The following is a 22043-nucleotide window of genomic DNA, read 5'->3' as shown; positions in this document are numbered from 1 at the left end:
TAATCACTTTTTTTCTATTTCTAACAGGTTTTCTATCCATAAATTTAGTTGTTTTGATAGCATTCCTTCTTCTCTCATTTTGATTGCTTTAATCACGACTTCTGTATTTACCCACTCTGGAAATCTTTTCGGCATTTATTTTTATATTCAGTATTTTTAATTTGGTACAAATTTTTATAAAAACAAGATCTAAGTAACAAATTTAATCTTTTATGTTTGATTTTGTACCTAATCTAGAAAGCTCAGATGAGGTATGTTCACTTTCTACATTTTTTAATCTTTCAATCAGCTCGGAGAGATCTTTATGTGCTAACTCTCCATTTTGCTCCCACTTTAGAGACCTTGAGTTGCTATCAATTTTTTCTTTCATTGTTATTTTTAAGTATTAAAAATATAAAACGAAAAAAGGAGAAATTTGGTGATTGTTTCAAGCATAAACTTAAAAAAATCTGAAGATTTTTAATATGTAAAGAAATTATCTTTTAACCACCCCCAACTATTGAAACAATTTCTAAATTATCACCATCTTTAAGCTTCACTTTTTCCCATTTCATTGAATTTATAATTAAATTATTTAACTCCACTACAATTGTGTTTGGTTTATATCCCATATGGTGAAGAGCTGTAGATAATAGAGCATTTTCTTGATCAAGTTCTATTTTTTTTTCTTCTCCATTTACCCTAATTTTCATGAGACAACTTTTTTAGGATAATCATAGCGTCTTCTTTAGGATCTTCAGAATTCATTAATTGCGAAACTAAGGCAACTTTCTTAAACCCATTGCTTTTTAAATATGAAATATTATTTGACTTAATTCCTCCGATGGCAAACCAAGGAATATCTAAATCTTTGGTTAATGTTTTGATTTTTTCAATACCAATGGGTTTTTTGTCCTTCTTTGTTGCAGTTTCAAATACCGGTCCTATTCCTATGTAATCACAACCCTCTTTAAGAGCATTAGAAATATCAATTTCATTATTTGCGCTTATACCAATAATTTTTGAATATCCTAATAGTCTCCTTGCGGTTTTAAAATCTAAATCGTCTTTACCAAGATGAATCCCATCAGCGTTAGATGCTAGAGCTATATCAAGTCTATCGTTAACGATAAAAAGAGAATTATATCTTTTACATAGATTTTTAATCTGAATTGCTTCTTGAAGATGATCTTGATCAGTTCCCGTTTTAAATCTATGTTGAATAATTCTTACTCCAGCAATTAAAATTTCCTCTATTATTTCTAATAAATTGTCTTTTTGATCTGTGATTACATATAAGTCATTTTCTTTTAATATTTCCTCCGACTTCTTAAACTTGCTATAACTCAATAAGTCAATTTCAATAGTATAAATTTCATATCTAATTTCGGAAGCGATTTTTGAAAGCTCATGATTCTGAAGCCTTGAGAATTCTTCTATGACTCGTAATGCTTCTTGAACTCGGGCTGAATTAGAACTAATAATTTGCTCAGAAGTTTTCCTGTTGATTTGCTCTTGATGTGTCAGTCCTTTACATTTGTCCTCAACGTGATTTCTAGATAGTTTATAAATTTCTAAATGATTTTTTCCTAAAATTTGCCTAAAATTTTTAATCTTTTCAACATATTTTTCTTTGCCTAGACCAAATCTAGCCCAATCCTCTAGTACTCTAAGTCCCTCTCTAGCTCTATCTAAATTAGCGTCAATAATTTGATAAATTCTTAAATCTTCTGTGTTTGTAGTATTAGAATTCAGCATTTTTAATTTATTTTTTACAATTTTTAAAAATACCTAGGGCATTCTCTTTATCATTTTTAATTTGACTAGCAAGTTGCTTGATATTGTTGAACTTGATTTGAGATCTAAGCTTTTCAACCGGTACTACAGATAGATTTAAACCATATAGATCTATATCTTTATTTATTAAATGAACTTCAACTGCAGATGGTAATAAAGGATTTATTGTTGGTTGAGAGCCAAGATTCATAATAGATTCAATTTTTTTGTTGGAATTTTCTATGGTCGTCCATGCTGCGTAGACTCCTTCTCCAGGTAAAAATTTTCTGCCATCTATTTCAAGATTTGCAGTGGGCCAACCTATACTTTTTCCAATACCTTTACCTTTGACAACCTTCCCATTAAAACTATAAGGCCTATTAAGAATTTTGAAAGCATTTTTCAGATCACTTTTCTCTAATAAATCTCTTATTCTGCTACTGCTTATTCTACCTTCTTTGTCTTCTAGAATTGGAGTAATTTTTAGTTTTATATCCGTATCTTTAATCATATTTTTTATAGTGTTTATGTCTCCTCTTCTTTTAAAACCAAATTTAAAATTAGCACCTACAGAAATGTTTTTTGCCTGTAATTGATTTATCAAAATATCTCTTACAAATCTTTCTGCACTTAATTTAGATAATTCCTTATCAAAAGGAATCAGAACTAATTGTTCAATCCCTAGATCTTCAAGAATAGGTAGTTTTTCTTCAGGTAAATCAAGTCTAAGGCGTGTCTCTTTATATAGAACTTCTCTTGGATGAGGCCAAAAGCTTGCAATTGTTGGGGTATATAGATTGTCTTCAACAACACTTTTGATTAACTTTCTGTGGCCGGCATGAAGCCCATCAAAACTCCCAATAGCTATTGAAGTAGGACTCTTAACTTCAGATGGCGATATTAAAGAGATCAAAAGATTACGTGCAATTTTATGATTTTGATGGCAAATTTGAATAGATTACAATTTATTCAATCAAATGAATGTCTGACAAAATTGATTTTCAGTCCCTTTCATTTGGAATGCGGCGTGTTGGATGGACACGCTTTTGGGTTCAATCCATTTTAGGCGTTGTTGTTGCGGCTGTTTTGCTTTTTTCTAATGTTGTTAATAATAGCGAAGGGCAGCTTAGCTTAGCGCCTGGACTATCACTTACAACAATTTCCTTGATTTTACTACTTTTTAGCCTTTGGCAAGGCTGGTTAATAGTTAGAACGGGTAGAGCAATCGCAAGTAACGCAAGACCCTCAAGAGGACAAACTAGTAAATTAATAAAAAGAGGTTTAATAGTCGATTTATTAGGAATTTTGTTTGGATTAATTGGATATCAAGCTCTTATGGGTGCCCTATTTATACAAGCATCCTCTCAAACAACTGGACAATTGATAACAGCGACATCTGATATTCCAATTACTGGACTTGAAATATTATCAGTTCTAAGTAATACACAGGTTATTGCTGCTCACTTCTTTGGACTTTGCTTTTCTTTATGGCTTTTAAGAAGGATTTACAAATGAATTATTAATTTTTGGTAAGTCGTCTAAATTACCCCTCCAAAATAAATCTGGTTCTACAGGCGTAAGCGATATTTTATTATTTTGTATTTGAGATACGTCACTGGGCCAGTTTTTTGGACCATAACCTTTTGATTTAAGATCTAAAACCACCTCACCTGCTAACCAATAATAATCGTCACCCCTTGGGTCTTCCCTTTTGGAAAATTGATTTTTATATTTTCTTACTGATAATCTTGTCCATGATAATTCTTTAATTTTGCTTTTCGCACAAGGAGGTATATTCAAGTTTAATAGAAGTGAAGCTGGCCAATTATCGTTAATTGCTTGTTCGGCAATATTAATTGCAATTTCTCCTGCATATTCAAAATTCTTCCATTTAAAACTAGCAACACTTATTGCCATGGAAGGAACATTTTCTAAAGTTCCTTCCATGGCTGCTGCAACAGTGCCTGAACAAAAAATATCTGTTCCTAAATTGGGCCCGTGATTTATTCCAGATAGAATTAGATCAGGTTTATTATCCAAGAGTTCAGATAGTGCTAATTTGACACAATCAGCAGGCGTGCCGGAACATCCCCAAGCTTCAATTCCATCTCCAAATAATTCGTCAGCTTTTTCAACTCTTAGTGGGGATTGTAAAGTAAGACCATGACCAGTAGCTGATCTTTCTTGGTCAGGACATACCACTTTTACCTTATGTCCTCTTTTTTGGGCTGATTTTGCTAAGGCTCTTATCCCCGCTGCGAAAACACCATCATCATTACTAATTAATATATTTAACGGTTTCATTAATTAATACATTTTATTTATGGACGATATTTAAGTAAGATAAAACAATACTTCTTTTTACTATATCAGTGAGTCAAATTGAATCATTAAGTCAAATTGAGGAAAAACTAAATAATCTTTCTCTAACAGCAAAAAATAATATAGATAATTCTAATACTCATGAAGAACTTGATCAATTGAGAGTTTCATTGCTAGGGAAAAAAGGTGATTTATCAATTATCTTGAAAACAATGGGTCAACTATCTGCTACTGATAGACCAATTGTTGGCCAGAAGGCAAATTTAATAAAGATAAATTTGCAAGAACTAATAACTGAAAGAAAAAGTCAACTGAATAGTGAAGCCTTAGATAAGAAGATTAAAACAGAAAAAATTGATGTAACTATCCCTTCAATTGGAACTCCCTCTGGAAATAAACATCCTTTAATTTCAACCCAAGATGAAATAATTGATATTTTTTGTGGTTTAGGTTACTCAGTTGAAAGTGGCCCTGAAATAGAGACTGATTTTTATAATTTTGAGTCTCTCAATATACCCAAAAATCATCCCGCAAGAGATATGCAGGATACTTTCTACTTAGATGAAAATCGACTTTTGAGGACCCATACTTCTCCTGTTCAGATAAGGTATTTAGAGAAAAATCCTCCTCCAGTAAGAATAATTGCCCCTGGAAGGGTTTATAGGAGAGATGCTGTAGATGCTACACATTCCCCTGTATTTAATCAGGTTGAGGTTTTATGTATCGATCAAGATATCAATTTTAGTCATTCAAGAGGAACAGTTCTTACATTTTTAAAGTCCTTTTTTGGAGATATTCCTGTGAGATTTAGAGCTAGTTATTTCCCCTTTACTGAACCTTCAGCAGAAGTAGACGTCCAGTGGAAAGGTAAATGGCTGGAAGTAATGGGCTGCGGAATGGTAGATCCAAAGGTCTTAGAAAAATTAGGAATAGATTCTGAGAAATGGACAGGATTCGCTGCAGGATTAGGAGTTGAAAGATTTTGTATGGTAAGACATCAGATTGATGACATCAGAAAATTTTATACAAATGATATTAGATTCTTAGAACAGTTCTAATAGGATTTAATTCTTAAATTAGGATTGTCCAACAAATTAGTTTAAGATAGTCCTAGTTTTAATTTTTTGATTGGTACGTAAAGCAGGGCTAATAGTTAATGATGGGAAAGAACTTGCTGTTCAAACTGCAAGTTCTGTCCAAAAAAAATTGGAAAACTCTAATTTTGAAGTTGTAAGAGTTAGTAGCTCTGGAGGGATGGTTGGTTTCGCAAATCCAGATCAACATGTTCGTCCTTTGGGATATACGAATTGTGTTCCAGAGGGGTTTGATTCATCAATGGAATTTTCAATTGTTCTTGGCGGAGATGGTACTGTGCTTTCTGCTGCAAGGCAAACGGCACCGGCTAAAATTCCAATTCTTACGATAAATACTGGTCATTTAGGATTTCTTGCAGAAGCTTATTTATCCAACCTAGATGAGGCCATAGATAAAATAATTGCTGGAAATTGGGATATTGAAGAAAGAACTTGCTTTATCGTTAGTGTAATGAGGAATGATCAGAGGAGGTGGGAGTCTCTTTGCCTTAATGAGATGGCTCTTCATAGAGAACCTCTAACTAGTATGTGTCACTTTGAGATTTCTATAGGGCGACATGCTCCTGTGGATATTTCAGCTGATGGAGTAATTTTATCTACTCCAACTGGTTCTACCGCCTATTCTTTAAGTGCTGGAGGACCAGTTATAACACCTGATTGTCCAGTTGTGCAATTAACTCCAATTGCTCCGCATTCATTGGCATCTAGGGCATTGGTTTTTAATGATTCAGAGCCAGTAACTGTTTTTCCTGCAACTCCTGAAAGGTTAGTAATGGTTGTTGATGGAAATGCTGGTTGTTATGTTTGGCCTGAAGATAGGGTTTTAATTAGAAAAAGTAAACACTCAGTAAAATTTATTAGACTTGAAGATCACGAATTTTTCCAAGTTTTAAGAAATAAATTAGGTTGGGGGTTGCCCCATGTTGCTAAACCTGACAAATAACAATTATTAAAATTTATTTTTTCCCTTTTAATAGAAAAACAGGATTATTTGGTTCTAGTCTCATTCCCTCTGCAATACTTAAGCTTTTATAGGTCTGAATTAAATTTAAATTTGTTTTGAAATTTTTGTCCTCTAATTCCTCTTTCAATTCTTTAATAGTTTGAATATCAATTATTGGGATAACGACAATGTCTCCATTATCCATCCCTTGAGCTAGTTTACTAATAATCTGGAGTTTAGTTTTTTTATCGCATCCTCCAATTATTAATCTATTAGGTTTTTCAAAAGAACTTAAAATTCTCTTTTTAAAGATATTATTTATGTCTTCCTCAAAAATAAATTTTGGTTTAACGCCAAGCCTTTTTGAGTTTTCAAGTATTAATGCTTTTGAGCCAAACCTTTTATCGATACAAAACAAATCTAAGTTGGGCCTTAATTTTAATGCCTCTAACCCAATTGACCCACAACCTGCTCCTATATCCCATATTACGCCATTTTTTGGGAGCTCTAGATCAGCTAAGATTTGAACACGAATCTCCCTTTTAGTTAATAAGTTTGGTCTATCATCAAAAGTCTTAAATATGTGGTCACTGATTCCAAAAAGGGGAAGATTACTATTTGAGTAATTTTTTTTTGTTTTTGTAAGAACAACAATATTCAAACTTGATATGTCAGAAGGCAATGACTCTTTAAGATTTAATTTTCTTATATTTTCATTATCGAAGCCTATCTCTTCACAAAGCCAAAAATCATAATAATCAATCAGATTTAATTGTGATAGGTTTTTTTTGATTAATTCTAAGCTTTTGTTATTTGCTTCTGTAATGATAGCCAGACTTGAAGGTCTTACTTTAAGAGCCTCAATTAATTTAGTCGAATCTCTGCCGTGAATACTTACATTAACAGTATCTTGCCATGGAATCTTTAACTTACTAAATGCCAATTGAATACAAGTATTTGAAGGGTAAAAACTTAATTCATCTTTTGAAAAATTTTCTAATAGTATTCTTCCAATTCCAAACCAAAGAGGATCTCCCCTCGAAATTAAAATTACATCATTTTTTTGAGACCTAAGCCAGTTAACAAGTTCGTTATTGCTTTTGCTTGAAAAAAATGATTTCTTATTTAATAAACCATTTTCGCTCCATGATTTAATTTCTTCAAAATATGAATTTGGAACTGCAATATTTTCTGTTTCTAAAAATAAATTTTGTAATTTGAAAGATAGATCCTCAAATTTATAAGAATTAATACCAATTACATAAATTTTTCTATTAACTTCAGTCATCAATATTTAATGAAATGGAACTTAATTGTTTGAATGTTTTATTAAATTATCCTATTATTATTCGAGCTATAATAGTAAATTAATTGTCTGAAAGGAGAAAGAGATTACATGATTTATTGTTAACTCTAATTAATAAAGATAGTGAATTTGAGTTTATTGAAGAAGATTCTAGCGATTTAACATCTAGTTATTCTGAAAAAGACACTTTGAATTTATCCCGAGTTATAGAAAAAAATCGTAAAATAATTAAAAGATATCAAGCTATTGTAAGAACAGCTGTAACTTTAGACGCCTTGATGGATTCTGAAAATGAAGAAAATTACAAAATCAAATAAAAATATTTTTTTAAAAGGAATATTACCTTTACTTTTACTACTTTCCTTTATCTTTAACCCATTAAAAGTACCTGCAGAAGTTGCAGAAACTGAAATAAATGGGGAATTAATGAATGCTAGCAGTGAGTTCTTAAGGGACTTGGACTTTGAAACTTGGCAATTAGTAGCTTATAAATCCCCTCTTTATGAAGATAAATTGATCTTGAGAGTAATAGGATATCCAGGAAATCTCAGGATTGATCATCCTACTGACTTAAAGGTTGAATCAGGGAGAAAACAGTGGCTTTTAGATGATAAAACATTACTTAATGTGGAATTAGCAAATGATGGAAGACAAGCTGCAGCAGAATTCGATCTTGATAAATTGATTAAAAATTTAGATAAAAATAGACCATTAAGATTATCTTTATCAGGAGTTTTTTCTGAGTTACCTGTTCCTCCCTTCCTTGTTAAAGAGTGGAGATCTATAAACTGAATTTGATTTCTGGAGATGTCTGAAAAAAGTTTAAGCCATACAAAATGGATGAAAAGAGCAATTTTTTTGGCTTCTTTAGGCAAAAATACAACGAGTCCTAATCCGAGGGTGGGAGCAGTGATACTTGATAAGAATGGAAGCCTTATTTCAGAAGGGTTTCATTTCAAGGCAGGGATGCCTCATGCAGAGGCAATGGCTTTTAATAATTTAAAAAATGATGCTAAAGGTGGAACAATGTATGTGAATCTTGAACCTTGTTGCCATCAAGGTAAAACACCTCCATGCGTAGATAAGGTGATATCCTCTGGGTTAAAAAAGGTATATATATCTATGGAAGACCCTGATGAAAGAGTCTCTGGTAAAGGGATTAAGCTTCTAAAAGAAGCTGGAATACAAGTTAACTTAGGATTATGTAAAAAAGAATCCTTAGATCTAAATAAGGCTTTTATTCATAGGAACACTACTAAAAAGGCATTTGGTGTTCTTAAATGGGCAATGAGTATAGATGGAAGAATAGCTTTAAAAAATGGGAAAAGTAAATGGATTACTAATGATGAATCAAGGTCATTAGTGCATTCTTTTAGAGCAGAATTTGACGCAATAATCATTGGTGGAAACACATTACGAAGAGACAACCCATTTTTGACTACTAGAGGTTCCAAAAACCCTGAGCCTTTGCGAGTTGTTTTCACAAAAAGTTTAGATCTTCCTTCAAAATCTAATCTTTGGGATTGTAGTAAGGCAAAAACTTTAGTTATTTATGATTCTTCTACAGCAAATGAAAGCTACCTCTCAAGGATTCCGAAATGTGTAGAAGTTGAAAAGGTATTATCAGATAATCCAGAGTTAATTTCAAAAATTCTTGCAAAAAGAGGATGTAATAAAGTTCTGTGGGAATGTGGTCCAAATTTGGCTACCGCCGCTATTCAATCTAACTGTATTCAGGAAATTATTACCTTTATCGCTCCAAAAATTTTAGGTGGAGAAAATAGTATGCATCCTTTTGGAGATTTTGAATTTGAAGAAATGCATGAAGTTATTAAATTAAGTAATTCTCAGGTTAGTTTGATTGGGAATGATATATGCGTTAAAAGTTTATGTAAAAATTAATTTTTTCATGATCTTTTAAATGTGTAAAAGTACCGTACGGTACTTACCCAAAAAAAACAATACAGGTACGGAAACTCATCGTTTAGTTTATAATAAGTTCAAAATTGATAACAACTATGCCAATAAGACAAGACGATAATCAACCTAATAGACGTTTTGGAATTGTAAATATCATTTTAATAGGAGTGGGAGCATTACTTTTATTTAGTAGTCTTTTCCCTAATCAAAATATGCAAATTCCAAGGGTTCCTTACTCCTTGTTTATAGATCAGGTTAATGACGGTGAAGTTAAGCGTGCATATATAACTCAAGAACAAATTAGATATGAGTTAAATGGAGCTGAAGAAGGGGCACCTTCTGTGTTGGCGACAACCCCAATTTTTGATATGGACCTTCCACAAAGGCTAGAAAGTAAGGGGGTTGAATTCGCTGCTGCTCCCCCAAAGAAACCTAATTTCTTCTCAACTATCCTGAGTTGGGTTGTCCCTCCTTTAATTTTTATCCTTGTGCTGCAATTTTTTGCTAGAAGAAGTATGGGAGGTGGAGGTGCTCAAGGAGCTCTTAGTTTTACTAAAAGTAAAGCAAAGGTTTATGTACCAGATGATGAATCAAAAGTAACCTTTGATGATGTTGCTGGGGTCGATGAGGCCAAAGATGAGTTAACAGAGATCGTAGATTTCTTGAAAAAACCAGAAAGATACACTGATATAGGCGCTAGGATTCCTAAGGGTGTTCTCCTTGTAGGTCCACCTGGGACAGGTAAGACTCTTTTGTCAAAAGCTGTTGCGGGAGAAGCGGAGGTTCCATTCTTTATTATTTCAGGCTCTGAGTTCGTAGAGCTGTTCGTAGGTGCTGGTGCGGCTAGAGTAAGAGATCTATTTGAACAAGCAAAGAAGAAAGCACCTTGTATAATTTTTATTGATGAATTAGATGCTATTGGTAAAAGTCGCTCTGGCTCAATGGGAGTTGTTGGAGGTAACGATGAGAGAGAACAAACTCTTAACCAATTACTAACAGAAATGGATGGGTTTGCTTCAACAGATAAACCAGTAATAGTTCTTGCAGCAACTAACCAGCCTGAAGTCCTTGATGCAGCTCTATTAAGGCCTGGAAGATTCGACAGGCAAGTATTAGTTGATAGACCTGACTTATCTGGTAGAAAAACAATTTTAGAAATTTATACAAAGAAAGTTAAATTAGCTGATTCCATAGACTTAGATTCTATTGCTCAAGCCACCTCTGGCTTTGCAGGAGCAGATTTGGCAAATATGGTAAATGAAGCTGCACTACTCGCAGCAAGATCCAAAAGGAAAAGTGTTGAGCAACAAGATTTAAGTGAAGCTATAGAGAGAGTTGTCGCAGGCCTAGAGAAAAAAAGTAGAGTTCTTCAAGATGATGAAAAGAAAGTTGTTGCCTACCACGAAGTTGGACATGCAATAGTAGGTCATCTTATGCCTGGTGGTTCTAAAGTGGCTAAGATTTCAATAGTACCAAGGGGGATGAGTGCTTTAGGCTATACATTACAACTGCCTACTGAAGAAAGATTTTTGAACTCAAAAGAAGAATTGAAAGGACAAATAGCTACTTTATTAGGAGGGAGATCTGCAGAAGAAGTTGTCTTTGGAAAAATAACTACTGGAGCTTCTAATGATCTTCAAAGAGCAACTGATATTGCGGAGCAAATGGTAGGTACTTTCGGGATGAGTGACATACTTGGTCCTTTGGCTTATGACAAGCAAGGAGGTGGACAATTCTTAGGAAATGGGAATAACCCAAGAAGATCAGTAAGTGATGCGACCGCACAAGCAATAGATAAAGAGGTAAGAGATCTAGTAGATGATGCTCATGAGACAGCTTTAAATATTTTGAGAAATAATTTACCTTTACTTGAATCTATTTCTCAAAAAATTCTTGAAGAGGAAGTTATAGAAGGTGAAGATTTGAAAGCTCTACTTGCGGAAAGTAAAATGCCAACATAGTAGAATTGAGACTTTATCAAAGATATTTATGTTAAAGCCCCATAAGCTTTCTAATGATAATTTTTTATCATGCCTTGATATATCTGCAGATGAAGTTCATCATATTTTAGAAGTTGCTAAAAACTTTAAGAATGAAGACCTAGAGCTAAAACTTAAAAATAAAGTTTTAGGATTGATTTTTGATAAATCTTCAACTCGTACAAGAGTAAGCTTCCAAGTTGCTATGTCGAGATTAGGAGGAACAACTATTGATCTTAACCCTAACACATCACAAATAGGAAGAGGTGAGGCAATTAAAGATACAGCAAGAGTCTTGAGTAGATATTGTGATGTAATTGCAATAAGGACATTTAAGCATTCAGATTTAGAGGAGTATGCAAAATGGTCCACAAAGCCAATTATCAATGCCCTCACAGACTTCGAACATCCTTGTCAAGCTCTAGCAGATTTTTTGACTATTAAGGAAGAATACTTTGATTTTGAAAATGTGGTTTTGACATTTGTCGGAGATGGTAATAATGTCGCTAATTCTCTTATTTTATGTGGAGCTTTATTAGGTGTTGAAGTTAGAATTGCCTGCCCTAAAGGTTATGAACCAGATTCATTGGTGATTAATCAAGCCAGAGAGATTTATAAGAATAAGAATTTATTAAAAATTTCTAATGATCCTTTTTCTGCTGTTTCAGGAGCGAATGTACTTTATACAGATGTTTGGTCATCTATGGGGGAAGAAAAACAAAAAGAAGAGAAAGATAAAGATTTTAATGGATTTTCTATTGATGAAAATCTATTGAGTAAGGCAGAAAAAGATGCAATTATTCTTCATTGCCTACCAGCTTATAGAGGTAAAGAGATTACTGAAAAAGTGATGGAAAGTAAAAATAGTAGAATTTTTAATCAGGCAGAGAATAGGATGCACGCTCAACAAGCACTTTTAGCATGTCTTCTTGCATAAAAAAAACTTGCTTTTTACCTCGTAAAAAGGTACAAATGTATTAGTAATTAAATTTTTCTGTGATAACTTCTTCAGGCGATAAACTTACAGTTGCTCAAAGTGCTCTTTATGGATGGATTAAAGATTACATGAGAGAATATCAGCATAGTCCATCAATCAGACAGATGATGCAAGCTATGGGCTTAAAGTCTCCAGCCCCAATTCAAAGTCGATTAAAACATTTACAAGAAAAGGGATATATTTCATGGCAAGAAGGAAAAGCTAGAACTCTGCAAATAATTGATGAAGTCTTAGAAGGAGTTCCGATTATGGGGTCAGTTGCTGCAGGGGGTTTGATTGATACTTATTCAGATGTACAAGAAAATTTGGACATTTCAGAAGTTTTGAAAAAGAAGGATATTTTTGCACTGAGCGTCAACGGAGATTCAATGATTGATGCCTTTATAGCTCATGGTGATATGGTCTTGATGGAGCCAATTTTAGATTCATATTCTTTGAGAAATGGAATGATTGTTAGTGCATTGGTTCCAGGACTTGGGACTACATTGAAATATTTTTTTAAAAAAGGAAGACAGATATCTTTAGAGGCCGCTAATCCAGCTTATGAACCTATTCTTATAGATCAAGATCAAGTTTCGATTCAAGGAAAGTTACTTGCTGTATGGAGAAAAATGTAATTTTTTATTTAAGAAGAATCGATCATTTAACGTATAATAAATATAAAATCTCTGAAAATATTGAATAAGTTAAAATTAAGAAATTTTTTAATCTATTTACCTGGAATATTTATAATTAATTGTTTAAATTTATACTCTAATTTTGCAATAGCAGAATCCCTCAATAAGAAATATAATACAGAATTCGATTTAAAAAAAAATACTTTAAAACATAATTCTAATAACTCTAAAATTGAAGATAAATTTTTAAGTGATTTAAAAAAAAACGGGGGTACACTTTTTAATCTTCTAGCACTTGATGATAATGATACTGCAGAAAAACAAGAGAATGCTGATTTAACAGACTCCTTAAATAAGTCAAATATTCAGGAAAAGTTTCTTGTTGAAATTGAAGCAGATAATAAATACAGAAAAAATAATATTTTTTATGCTGAAGGGAATCCAATAATATATTTTTCTAACGCAACTTTAGGAGGAAATTTAGTTACTTACGATATAGAAAACAGAGTTTTAACAGTAATAGGTAATGTCACTTTCAAAAGGGGGTCTCAATTTTTTAATTCTGAAAAACTTTTTTATGATCTTAAAAATGATAAAGGATATATTGATGATATTTATGGGGTTTTAGATAGTAAAACTTTTGAAGAAGACTTTAAGATTGAATTAGATGATAAAAATAGAAAATTTATTAATGAAAATGATAATTTCGACATTACCGAATTAAAAAAAGTAAGTAGTGCAAATATAGGCTTTGTAAATGATTTCGAGGATAACAAGAGTCTCAATATAACAAAACTAAACCTTAGTATTCCTGGTATAACTAGATGGAGATATAAAGCAGATAAGTTATTCTTTGATTCAGAATCTTTTTCTTCAGACAAGATATTTTTTACAAACGATGTTTATAATTATCCACAAATTCTGTTTAAGAGTTATGGATTTACTGCTGAAATAGTAGAAGATAAATTAAGATTGATTAGTAGAAATACTTGGATAGATTTAGATAATAAATTCAAGTTTCCAATTGGAAGAACTTCAATCTTTGATAGAGATCCAATCACTCAATGGGGGCTTGGCGCAGATTTTGCTGAGAAAGATGGATATTATGTTTTTAGAGGTAGTAAATCAAGAAATTTATTTGGTAACTTTTCTTTTAAATTGCAACCATATTACTTAGTCCAAAGAGCTATAAAAGGTAAAACAAAATCATATACAGCTAAAAATACATCTGTCTTTAGTGGAAAAGTCGAAAGTGATGCTACAACGATGGATTATTTTGCTCTAGATGTTAACACTAAAGGCAAAATCAATGAATGGGATGTAAATTCTTTACTTAGTCTGAATAGCCTTAATTTAGATAGGCTTGATGAATCTTTTAGATCCAAATTTACCCTAAAAAAAAGAATTGATTTAAATCAAGATAAGGAATCTAACGAAGTTGGTCAAAATCTTATTCCATTAGAAATTGGCCTGTTAAATGAAGGCAATAATTCAATTTCACGTTTTGATGAAGAAATTTATTTTAATTCAGAAAATAATTCGTCCGAGAATCAAAATCAGTACGATTTTAACAATTTTCTAGATTTACAGTTTTACAATGTTTTTAGGGAGAAAGTTAAAAAGGACTTTGCTACAGAGGAGATATATTTCGCAAGTGGTTTTAATATAAGTAATAAAAAGTCATGGCTAATTAATAAAAAGAAGACAAATTTGTCTTTAATTTATGATTTTGGACATTTTAAATCAAAAAGCAGGACTAAAAATGAGTTTAAAGAGTTATTTCGAAATTCTTTTGTAGCGCAATACAATCACAAATTACCATTGTGGGAAAGTAGTCCTCTCGATAAAACTATAGATAAAACATATAAGTTTTCACCTACTGTCATAAGAAAAGCGGTAGATTGGGAAACTGGACTTCAGACAGGATTATTCTTTTATAGTGATGATTCAAGTCAGATTGCTTCAAAATTTACTACCGGTCCATCTATTACATTAGGCAACTTAAAAAACAATCTTTTGGATTATACATATGTTAAGGCTAACTTTAACTATGTCTTAAAAGAGGGTGATAGCCCTTTCAGCTTCGACAATATAAGTAAAAATCCAAATGTGAAGATTAGTTTAGAACAGCAAATATTTGGCCCTTTAATTTTTAGCTATGAAACAACTTTGAATCTAGATAATGGTAAATATTCTAATCCAAATTATGGATTAAATATTAATAGAAGAGCATATTCAATTGGTGCTTTTTATAATTCCTCAGAGGAAAGTTTAGGAATTAAATTTAATATATTTAACTTTGATTACTCGGGATTGAGTTCAAAGTTTTAATTCAACTTATTTCACTATTTTTAAAATAGAAATATCTCCTTAATTTTTGTGAACATTTAGTTTTTAAAATTTCTTCTAAATTCTTCAATAGTCATTCTCAAACCATTTTTTAATGAGATTTTTGATTCCCATCCTAAAGATTTAATCCTAGAACAATCTAAATTTTTTCTAAATGTTCCATCGGGCATTTCTGAATCCCATATAATTTTTCCTTTGTAGTTAATACAATTTGCAATTTCATGAGCAAGATCTTTTATTGAGATCTCGAATCCAGAACCTACATTTAAATAATTTAATTTTTCTCCTGCATAATTTTTGGGCGCATCTGAATGATTTGGGTCCCAAAACTCCAAACAATGAATTATTGCATCCGCTAAATCGTCAACATGAAGAAACTCTCTAGTGGGATTACCAGTTCCCCAACAAGTTATATATGTTTTTCTTTTCATTTTAGCTTCAAAAAACTTTCTGACTAAAGCTGGCAGGACATGACTATTTTGTAAATCATAATTATCATTTGTGCCATAAAGATTTGTTGGCATTAATGAAATAGCATCAAAACCATGTTGTTTTCTTAGTGCTTCGCAAAGTTTGATTCCCGCTATCTTAGCTATGGCATAAGGTTCATTTGTCTTTTCTAACTTACTTTTTAGTAGTTCTTCTTCTTTAATAGGTGTTTTTGAATTCTTTGGATAAATGCAGCTACTACCAAGAAACATGAATCTTTTACAGCCTGTTTCCCAGGCAGACTCAATAACATTTTGTTGTATTCGTAAGTTATCTGAAATAAAATCAAAAGGATAATTTTGATTTGCTAAGATCCCTCCTACTTTTGCAGCAGCAAGGATAACTATACGTGGTTTATTTTTCTTAAACCATTTTAAAACATTTTTAAAATCTCGAAGATCAACGTCTTTCTTATCTGCGGTAAAAAGTTTACCACTATATTTTTCTGAACAATAGCCCTTTTTTTTTAAGCTGCGTATTACTGCACTTCCCACCATTCCATTGTGTCCTGCGACAAAAAAACTATCTTCCTTAGAAATTAACTTTTTCATCTTCTTATTCATTTGAGCTATTTATCTTATAACCTTCCCTTTTTAATAATGATTCTTTAGCAGCTAATTCTTTATCATTTTGGATCATTTCTTTGATAAGCTTTTCTAGAGTTATCTTTGATTCCCATCCTAGAATTTTTTTTGCCTTAAAGTTATTACCAAGTAATTCTTGTACCTCGCTAGGCCTGAAATATCGTTTATCTACCTTAATAACAATTTTACTACTATCTTTTCTTTTGCCAATTTCATTCTCTCCTTCACCTTCCCAAATAATGCCTCCCCATCCAAGTTCAATTGATGCAAGTTCAACAAATCTTCTAACACTTTCTTGTCTACCAGTAGCGATTACAAAATCATCAGGTTTAGAATGTTGCAATATTTTCCATTGAACTTCGACGTAATCTTTTGCATGTCCCCAATCTCGTTTTGCATCTAGATTACCTAAATATAATATTTCGTCTAATCCTTGATCTATTCTTGCTAAACCTCTTGTGATTTTTCTCGTAACAAATGTTTCACCTCTCCTGGGACTTTCATGATTAAATAATATTCCGTTTGATGCAAACATCCCATAAGATTCTCTGTAGTTAACAGTAATCCAATAAGCATATAACTTTGCCACACCATATGGACTTGCAGGATAAAAAGGAGTGGATTCTGTTTGAGGAATTTCTTGTACTTTACCAAATAATTCTGAAGTACTTGCCTGATAAACCTTAGTTTTATTTATTAACTTTAAAATTTTTACTGCTTCTAAAATTCTTAAGGTCCCCAGTGCATCGCTATTAGCTGTATATTCAGGAGATTCGAAACTAACTGCGACGTGGCTTTGTGCTCCAAGATTATATATTTCATCTGGTTGGATTTTTTCTATTAACTTTAGAATATTTGTGCTGTCAGTTAAATCTCCATAATGCAAGAAAAACCTACATTTGCTTTTGTGTGGATCTTGGTAAAGATGATCAATTCTTTCAGTATTGAAAGAACTAGATCTTCTTTTAATTCCATGTACTTCGTAACCTTTTGATAACAAGAATTCACCAAGATAACTTCCATCCTGTCCAGTTATTCCCGTAATAAGAGCAACTTTTTTAGTCATTATCAAATTATATGTGATTAAAGTATTTAATATATTAATTTCCCTCAAAAAGGAATTAATTTAATTATTTTCTTTTTAAGATTTAAAAATTTTTAAATTTCATATAATTTTTCAAAAATTAATGCATATTAATTGATTAAAATTAAGTTCTTGTTTTATCAGTAGTTAAATTTCTAATTTATGTAATCTATCAATAAGGTAATATGAATTATTGGCTGCATTTAAAAATTAATTACGTGTTTTTAAGAAATGGTAAATAAATTTCATCATTGCTCATTAAAAATCCCGCTTAATGAAGTTCAAATATCTACCATATCAAAATTTAATAGTTTGGTTTATGAGGGCAAAATATTAATACATGAAAGAAAAGAATGTTTTTGTGGGGGGAAAGAATTTGAAACTTTAAGTTCATTTGATAGATTTTGTTTGCCTTTTGGAACTCAGATTTGTAAAAGTTGTGGTTTGGTAAGCCAAAAATTATCTATAAGTGAGAATTCGTTGCAATTATTTTATGATCAAATTTATTGGCCTTTAATTAGAGGGGTAGAGAAAAAAAATATTTATAAAAATTTATTTAAAACATCCCCTAAAAAAGAAGAGAGTCAATCATTTGTTTTACCTTATCTATTATCACAAAAAAAAGAGAATATTAGAATTTTTGAAGTTGGATGTGGAGAAGGTTTAAGAGTAAAAAAGTTAGTTAAAGAATTGAACAAATTTGGAATCAATAATCAGGCATACGGATGCGATTATTCAACAGAGGCTATTAAAAATTTTGAAAAAACCAATATTAAGGTTGTTATTGGGGGTATTGAAAGCCTCGAAACTTTTGGGAAGGCGGATATTTTAATTTTAAGTCATGTTTTTGAACATATGAATGATTTAAAAAAAGCGCTTGAACAAATAAAAAAAATTATAAAAACTGATGGACTAGTTTATATAGAAGTTCCAGGATTGATTGACCTAAAAAATAAAGTTGAATATGGTTACAGTTATCAAAACTATAATGTTCTAGCACACGTTTATAATTTCTCATTGGTAACTCTGAGTAATGTAATGTCTTTTGGAGGGTTCAAGTTAATTGAAGGGGATGAATTTATTAGATCAGTGTTTACTCTTGGAACTTCACAGCAAACTAAATCTGGTTATAAACAAATAAAAAAAGCTTTAAAAGATTCAAGGATTAAAGAGAAAAGTTATGAAAAAAAGAATAGTTTTTATAGGTATATAAAAAGATTGTTAAAAGTTCTTTTAGGAAAGAAAGGTTTTTTGTAGAAAGTAATAAAAAATTTAAAATTATAAATTTAGTTTCATTTCTAAAATCAAATCTCCTAAAGTGATAAGGGTTTAAATATTTTACAAAAATTCATTAATTTGATTTACACGAACTCCGTTTCGATAAAAGGGGCCATAGCTCAGCTGGTAGAGCACCTGCATGGCATGCAGGGGGTCAGCGGTTCGAGTCCGCTTGGCTCCATAAAAATCTAATTTTTTTTAGCTTTCACTTTTTTATGTCAAGAAGCTATTAATTACACTTAATTAATTCTAATTGAGTTATTTTCATTGAAAAACTTTGGAGATTTCAAATAGTTTTCTGCGATTACTTCTATTAGATTTGAAGATACTTTGTTATAGATCTTCAAAAAAGTGCTGAAATCAGTAGATGCTGATTCATCTGCTGAATCAGAAATAACTCTGATAACTACCCAAGGAATTCCTTCTTGCATCGCTACTTGAGCTACGGAACCTCCTTCCATTTCCACTGCTTTTAGATTGGGTAAATTCTTTTTTAGTTCTAAAATTTCTTTTTTATTAGATATAAATTGATCACCTGTGCCGATTTGTCCTTTGTATAAGTTTTTAAAAAATTTTAATTTTTTACTTTCAAAATTTTTATTTAAAGTCTTGAAAATCCATTCTAACCATTCTTTCTTGGGAGATAATTCATCTTTATTAAAAACTGGTATATGAAATCTTTCAAATATTGGTCTTGCATCTAAGTCATGTTGAATTAAGCTATCAGCGATAATAATATCCCATTGTCTTACATGACTATCTACACTGCCCGCAACTCCAGTAAATAATAGAAAATCAATATTTGTTCTTTTATATTTATGACCAATTAATCTTGTAGATGCTCTAGCAGAACTTACCTTCCCCCATCCACTCCATGCTATCGACAAAAATAGCTTTTTTTTTGTTATTTTATCAATTTTTATTTCACCTGAGACTATCGTTAAATCACCATATCTTTTTTTTTCTATATTATAAAGATTATTAATTGTATTTCCTATTTCTTCTTGCATTGCTCCAAGAATGCCTATATGCAAAATTTCAGCATATTGATTTTTCAATTATTTAAAAAACTCTTCACTAATCTTACATAATGCTTGAAAAAAATCTTAAAAATACTATTAAAAGTTATCCAGATTTTCCTAAAAAGGGAATTTTATTTAGGGATATACTTCCGGTTTTTCAAAATCCAAGTATTTTTAATAAACTGATTGAATCAATGATAGATAAAAAAATTTATCGAAAATCTGAAGCTATTTTAGCAATTGATGCTAGAGGTTTTTTATTTGGATCTGTTATCGCATATAAGCTATCAAAACCACTTATCTTGGCAAGAAAGCCTGGTAAATTACCAGGCAAACTATCAACTTATAAATATGATCTAGAGTATGGTTCTAATTCTCTTTCTCTTCAAGATGATTCCATAAGAAATCTTGATAATTTTGTCATTGTTGACGACTTATTAGCTACAGGAGGCACAGTAAATAGTGTAAGCAAAATTTTAAAAGATAAAGATAAAAATGTTTTAGGTTTAAGTGTTGTTGTTGAATTAAAAGATTTAAATGGAAGATCCAAACTTAATTTCCCTGTAGAATCAGAAATTATTTACTAGATTTGGATTTTTCTAAAAGTACATTATTGACAGCGATAAAAATAGATAATATGATATCAAAAAAAAAAGTGAAAAAAATACTTGTAGACCAGAATGTATCAAGGAAAAATGATCTAATAATAAGTCAGGAAAATGTAAAAAAAAATAAATCAGATTTTTTACCTTCCATAATTGAATTTAGTAGTTCAGGTTTGTGCAATAGAAAATGTTTTTTTTGTCCAAGATCATCTCCAGACTATGAGCATGTAAATAATCATTTATCGATAAAAAATATTGAAAAAATTTCAGAGGAGCTCTCTTCATATAATAAAGATTTTTATTTTTTGTTCTCCGGATTTTCTGAGCCCCTATTGACCAAACATTTAGAAGATCTTATAGGTATTATTAGGAAAAAGCATAAAAAATCCACAATAGAAATTAATACAAATACTGATTTATTAAATAGGGAAAGAATTATAAGTTTATTTAAAAGTGGTTTGACTTCAATTAGGTGCAGTATTTACGATAATGAAGAGAGATTAAAAGAAGTTGGGAAACTATTAGAAGATTGTGGCGTTGACAAATCATCATATTCTTTAAGAGCGAGATATTTTTCAAAAGACAAAGATGGCGAAAAAGCTTTAAGTGAATTTGGTATAAATCTTTCAAATCGCGCAGGTATGATGGAAAATGCCCTTTATTCTATCCCTGCATTAAAGGAACCGCTTAAAAAACCTTGTTATTATCCCTTCTACAACATGTTTATAGATTACAATGGCGATTATCTTATTTGTCCTCATGATTGGGGTAAAGGGGAGCTTTTAGGCAATATTCAGGATCATCATGTTATTAATGATATTTGGTTGTCTGATAGAGCTAATGAAATAAGGAGCAACTTACTTGAGTCGAAAAGGGAAGTTTCTGAAGCATGCAAAAAATGTGATGTACCTGGGGATTTCATGGGTTTAGAACAAGCCAAAGAATGGAGGAAGTTGTGGAAGACCTAAAAAAAGTACTTATAGTAGGTGTTAATTCTAAAATTGGCTCGGCAGTTCTTGATCTTTATTGGAAACAAAAATATATTTGTTATGGAACATACAATAAAAATGCTCCGCCTAAGGATGTAAAAAATAAATGCAATAATATTTTAAGATGTGATTTAACGCAACTTTTTGGAATAAATGATTTACTAGCTTTTAGCAATAAATTTAAACCTTACAATATTATTTATTTACCAGGATATGTGGACAATAAAAGTTTATCTAAAAATGATCTACAAAGTATGCATAATTCTTTTAATGTAAATGTCTTTGCATATTGGTTATTAATTAGTGGTTGTATTCCTTATATGAAAAAAAAAGGGTTTGGAAGGTTTTTGTCTTTATCATCAATTGGATCTAAATTTGGAGGTGGTGAAGATAAATTCAACTATACAACTAGTAAAAGAATGCTTGAGTTTTTCCCAAAAGATTTTAAGAATATTGCAAGAGATAACATATTCTTGAACAATATAATTTGTGGCGCTACGAATACACCAATTTTAAAAAAGAAAAATAATGAGTCTATTGATCAAAGAGCAACATTGATTCCAGTAGGAAGATTGGCTGACCCAAAAGAAATTGCGAAATGTTGTTATCAAATATGTTCTTTAGATAATACTTTTCAAACTCTTTCAAATATCACAATAGCAGGTGGTGAATAACTAAAGTTTTATAGTTTGGAATAAGTTGGTTTTATT

General features: G+C 31.2%; 24 protein-coding genes and 1 tRNA gene. 15 read left to right on the top strand and 10 right to left on the bottom strand.

Annotated elements, in window-relative coordinates; translation table 11 throughout:
- Window positions 1-3: 3 nt before the first annotated feature.
- The 5 genes from SIB45_RS00460 to SIB45_RS00440 all read right to left on the bottom strand — a co-directional run bounded on the left by SIB45_RS00460 (window position 4) and on the right by SIB45_RS00440 (window position 2668).
- On the bottom strand, window positions 4-135 hold the full coding sequence (locus SIB45_RS00460; RefSeq protein WP_011376917.1) for a hypothetical protein: 132 nt from the start codon (window positions 133-135) through the stop codon (window positions 4-6).
- 67 nt (window positions 136-202) lie between these two features.
- The gene (locus SIB45_RS00455; RefSeq protein WP_011863393.1) at window positions 203-370 is read right to left on the bottom strand and encodes a hypothetical protein; all 168 of its coding nucleotides are present in this window, start codon (window positions 368-370) and stop codon (window positions 203-205) included.
- Between the two features lie 112 nt (window positions 371-482).
- Window positions 483-692 (bottom strand): sulfur carrier protein ThiS, encoded by a 210-nt coding sequence (gene thiS / locus SIB45_RS00450; RefSeq protein WP_011863392.1) that lies wholly within the window; start codon window positions 690-692, stop codon window positions 483-485.
- Window positions 682-1737 (bottom strand): thiamine phosphate synthase, encoded by a 1056-nt coding sequence (locus SIB45_RS00445; RefSeq protein WP_011863391.1) that lies wholly within the window; start codon window positions 1735-1737, stop codon window positions 682-684. Before SIB45_RS00445 ends, thiS begins: the two co-directional genes overlap by 11 nt.
- A gap of 7 nt (window positions 1738-1744) precedes the next feature.
- Window positions 1745-2668 (bottom strand): bifunctional riboflavin kinase/FAD synthetase, encoded by a 924-nt coding sequence (locus tag SIB45_RS00440; RefSeq protein ID WP_011863390.1) that lies wholly within the window; start codon window positions 2666-2668, stop codon window positions 1745-1747.
- Between the two features lie 68 nt (window positions 2669-2736).
- On the opposite strand from SIB45_RS00440, the gene SIB45_RS00435 reads away from it, so the two are divergent.
- Complete coding sequence (locus SIB45_RS00435) at window positions 2737-3270, top strand: DUF3611 family protein (protein ID WP_011863389.1); 534 nt, start codon at window positions 2737-2739, stop codon at window positions 3268-3270.
- Here SIB45_RS00435 and surE read toward each other — a convergent pair.
- Entirely contained in the window at window positions 3250-4059 is an 810-nt protein-coding gene (surE, locus tag SIB45_RS00430) for a 5'/3'-nucleotidase SurE (RefSeq protein WP_011863388.1), read from the bottom strand. The two genes, SIB45_RS00435 and surE, sit on opposite strands and share 21 nt — an antisense overlap.
- Before the next feature lie 68 nt (window positions 4060-4127).
- Here surE and pheS point away from each other — a divergent pair, with 68 nt between their 5' ends.
- The gene (gene pheS, locus SIB45_RS00425; protein ID WP_413682131.1) at window positions 4128-5135 is read left to right on the top strand and encodes a phenylalanine--tRNA ligase subunit alpha; all 1008 of its coding nucleotides are present in this window, start codon (window positions 4128-4130) and stop codon (window positions 5133-5135) included.
- A 70-nt stretch (window positions 5136-5205) separates the two neighbouring features.
- Window positions 5206-6114, top strand: a complete 909-nt coding sequence (locus SIB45_RS00420) for an NAD(+) kinase (protein ID WP_413682130.1) — start codon at window positions 5206-5208, stop codon at window positions 6112-6114.
- A gap of 13 nt (window positions 6115-6127) precedes the next feature.
- On the opposite strand, the gene SIB45_RS00415 is transcribed toward SIB45_RS00420, so the two are convergent.
- Entirely contained in the window at window positions 6128-7402 is a 1275-nt protein-coding gene (locus SIB45_RS00415) for a bifunctional cobalt-precorrin-7 (C(5))-methyltransferase/cobalt-precorrin-6B (C(15))-methyltransferase (RefSeq protein ID WP_011863385.1), read from the bottom strand.
- Window positions 7403-7485: 83 nt separating this feature from the next.
- Here SIB45_RS00415 and SIB45_RS00410 point away from each other — a divergent pair, with 83 nt between their 5' ends.
- The 7 genes from SIB45_RS00410 to SIB45_RS00380 all read left to right on the top strand — a co-directional run bounded on the left by SIB45_RS00410 (window position 7486) and on the right by SIB45_RS00380 (window position 15264).
- Window positions 7486-7737, top strand: coding sequence for a hypothetical protein (locus SIB45_RS00410; protein ID WP_011863384.1), 252 nt, complete (start codon window positions 7486-7488; stop codon window positions 7735-7737).
- Window positions 7712-8212 (top strand): DUF3122 domain-containing protein, encoded by a 501-nt coding sequence (locus tag SIB45_RS00405; RefSeq protein WP_011863383.1) that lies wholly within the window; start codon window positions 7712-7714, stop codon window positions 8210-8212. The genes SIB45_RS00410 and SIB45_RS00405 overlap by 26 nt, the downstream gene beginning before the upstream one ends.
- A gap of 15 nt (window positions 8213-8227) precedes the next feature.
- A complete protein-coding gene (gene ribD / locus SIB45_RS00400; protein WP_011863382.1) occupies window positions 8228-9322 on the top strand; it encodes a bifunctional diaminohydroxyphosphoribosylaminopyrimidine deaminase/5-amino-6-(5-phosphoribosylamino)uracil reductase RibD in 1095 nt (364 codons plus the stop codon).
- A 116-nt stretch (window positions 9323-9438) separates the two neighbouring features.
- A complete protein-coding gene (gene ftsH, locus SIB45_RS00395; protein WP_011863381.1) occupies window positions 9439-11301 on the top strand; it encodes an ATP-dependent zinc metalloprotease FtsH in 1863 nt (620 codons plus the stop codon).
- Between the two features lie 28 nt (window positions 11302-11329).
- Window positions 11330-12256 (top strand): ornithine carbamoyltransferase, encoded by a 927-nt coding sequence (gene argF / locus SIB45_RS00390; RefSeq protein ID WP_011863380.1) that lies wholly within the window; start codon window positions 11330-11332, stop codon window positions 12254-12256.
- Window positions 12257-12315: 59 nt separating this feature from the next.
- Window positions 12316-12933, top strand: a complete 618-nt coding sequence (gene lexA, locus SIB45_RS00385; RefSeq protein ID WP_011863379.1) for a transcriptional repressor LexA — start codon at window positions 12316-12318, stop codon at window positions 12931-12933.
- 60 nt (window positions 12934-12993) lie between these two features.
- Window positions 12994-15264: a DUF3769 domain-containing protein gene (locus SIB45_RS00380; RefSeq protein ID WP_011863378.1), complete on the top strand. Its 2271-nt coding sequence runs from the start codon at window positions 12994-12996 to the stop codon at window positions 15262-15264.
- Between the two features lie 56 nt (window positions 15265-15320).
- Here the strand turns inward: SIB45_RS00380 and SIB45_RS00375 are convergent, their stop codons facing one another.
- A complete protein-coding gene (locus SIB45_RS00375; RefSeq protein WP_041484777.1) occupies window positions 15321-16322 on the bottom strand; it encodes a GDP-L-fucose synthase family protein in 1002 nt (333 codons plus the stop codon).
- 4 nt (window positions 16323-16326) lie between these two features.
- Window positions 16327-17421: a GDP-mannose 4,6-dehydratase gene (gene gmd, locus SIB45_RS00370; RefSeq protein ID WP_011863376.1), complete on the bottom strand. Its 1095-nt coding sequence runs from the start codon at window positions 17419-17421 to the stop codon at window positions 16327-16329.
- 249 nt (window positions 17422-17670) lie between these two features.
- Here gmd and SIB45_RS00365 point away from each other — a divergent pair, with 249 nt between their 5' ends.
- Both SIB45_RS00365 and SIB45_RS00360 read left to right on the top strand, forming a co-directional pair.
- On the top strand, window positions 17671-18696 hold the full coding sequence (locus SIB45_RS00365; RefSeq protein ID WP_011863375.1) for a class I SAM-dependent methyltransferase: 1026 nt from the start codon (window positions 17671-17673) through the stop codon (window positions 18694-18696).
- Between the two features lie 129 nt (window positions 18697-18825).
- A tRNA-Ala gene (locus SIB45_RS00360) sits at window positions 18826-18898 on the top strand.
- 58 nt (window positions 18899-18956) lie between these two features.
- Here SIB45_RS00360 and SIB45_RS00355 read toward each other — a convergent pair.
- The gene (locus SIB45_RS00355) at window positions 18957-19775 is read right to left on the bottom strand and encodes a 5'-methylthioadenosine/adenosylhomocysteine nucleosidase (RefSeq protein ID WP_011863374.1); all 819 of its coding nucleotides are present in this window, start codon (window positions 19773-19775) and stop codon (window positions 18957-18959) included.
- A gap of 32 nt (window positions 19776-19807) precedes the next feature.
- On the opposite strand from SIB45_RS00355, the gene SIB45_RS00350 reads away from it, so the two are divergent.
- The 3 genes from SIB45_RS00350 (at window position 19808) to SIB45_RS00340 (ending at window position 22007) form a co-directional block, all read left to right on the top strand.
- Complete coding sequence (locus SIB45_RS00350) at window positions 19808-20326, top strand: adenine phosphoribosyltransferase (protein WP_011863373.1); 519 nt, start codon at window positions 19808-19810, stop codon at window positions 20324-20326.
- Window positions 20327-20394: 68 nt separating this feature from the next.
- Window positions 20395-21312, top strand: a complete 918-nt coding sequence (locus tag SIB45_RS00345; RefSeq protein WP_187146053.1) for a radical SAM/SPASM domain-containing protein — start codon at window positions 20395-20397, stop codon at window positions 21310-21312.
- On the top strand, window positions 21288-22007 hold the full coding sequence (locus SIB45_RS00340; protein WP_041484717.1) for an SDR family oxidoreductase: 720 nt from the start codon (window positions 21288-21290) through the stop codon (window positions 22005-22007). Before SIB45_RS00345 ends, SIB45_RS00340 begins: the two co-directional genes overlap by 25 nt.
- The last annotated feature ends 36 nt before the right edge of the window (window positions 22008-22043 follow it).

The organism is Prochlorococcus sp. MIT 1304 (assembly GCF_047305015.1).
Taxonomy (GTDB): domain Bacteria; phylum Cyanobacteriota; class Cyanobacteriia; order PCC-6307; family Cyanobiaceae; genus Prochlorococcus_A; species Prochlorococcus_A marinus_E.
This window is presented reverse-complemented; position numbering and strand designations above follow the sequence as displayed.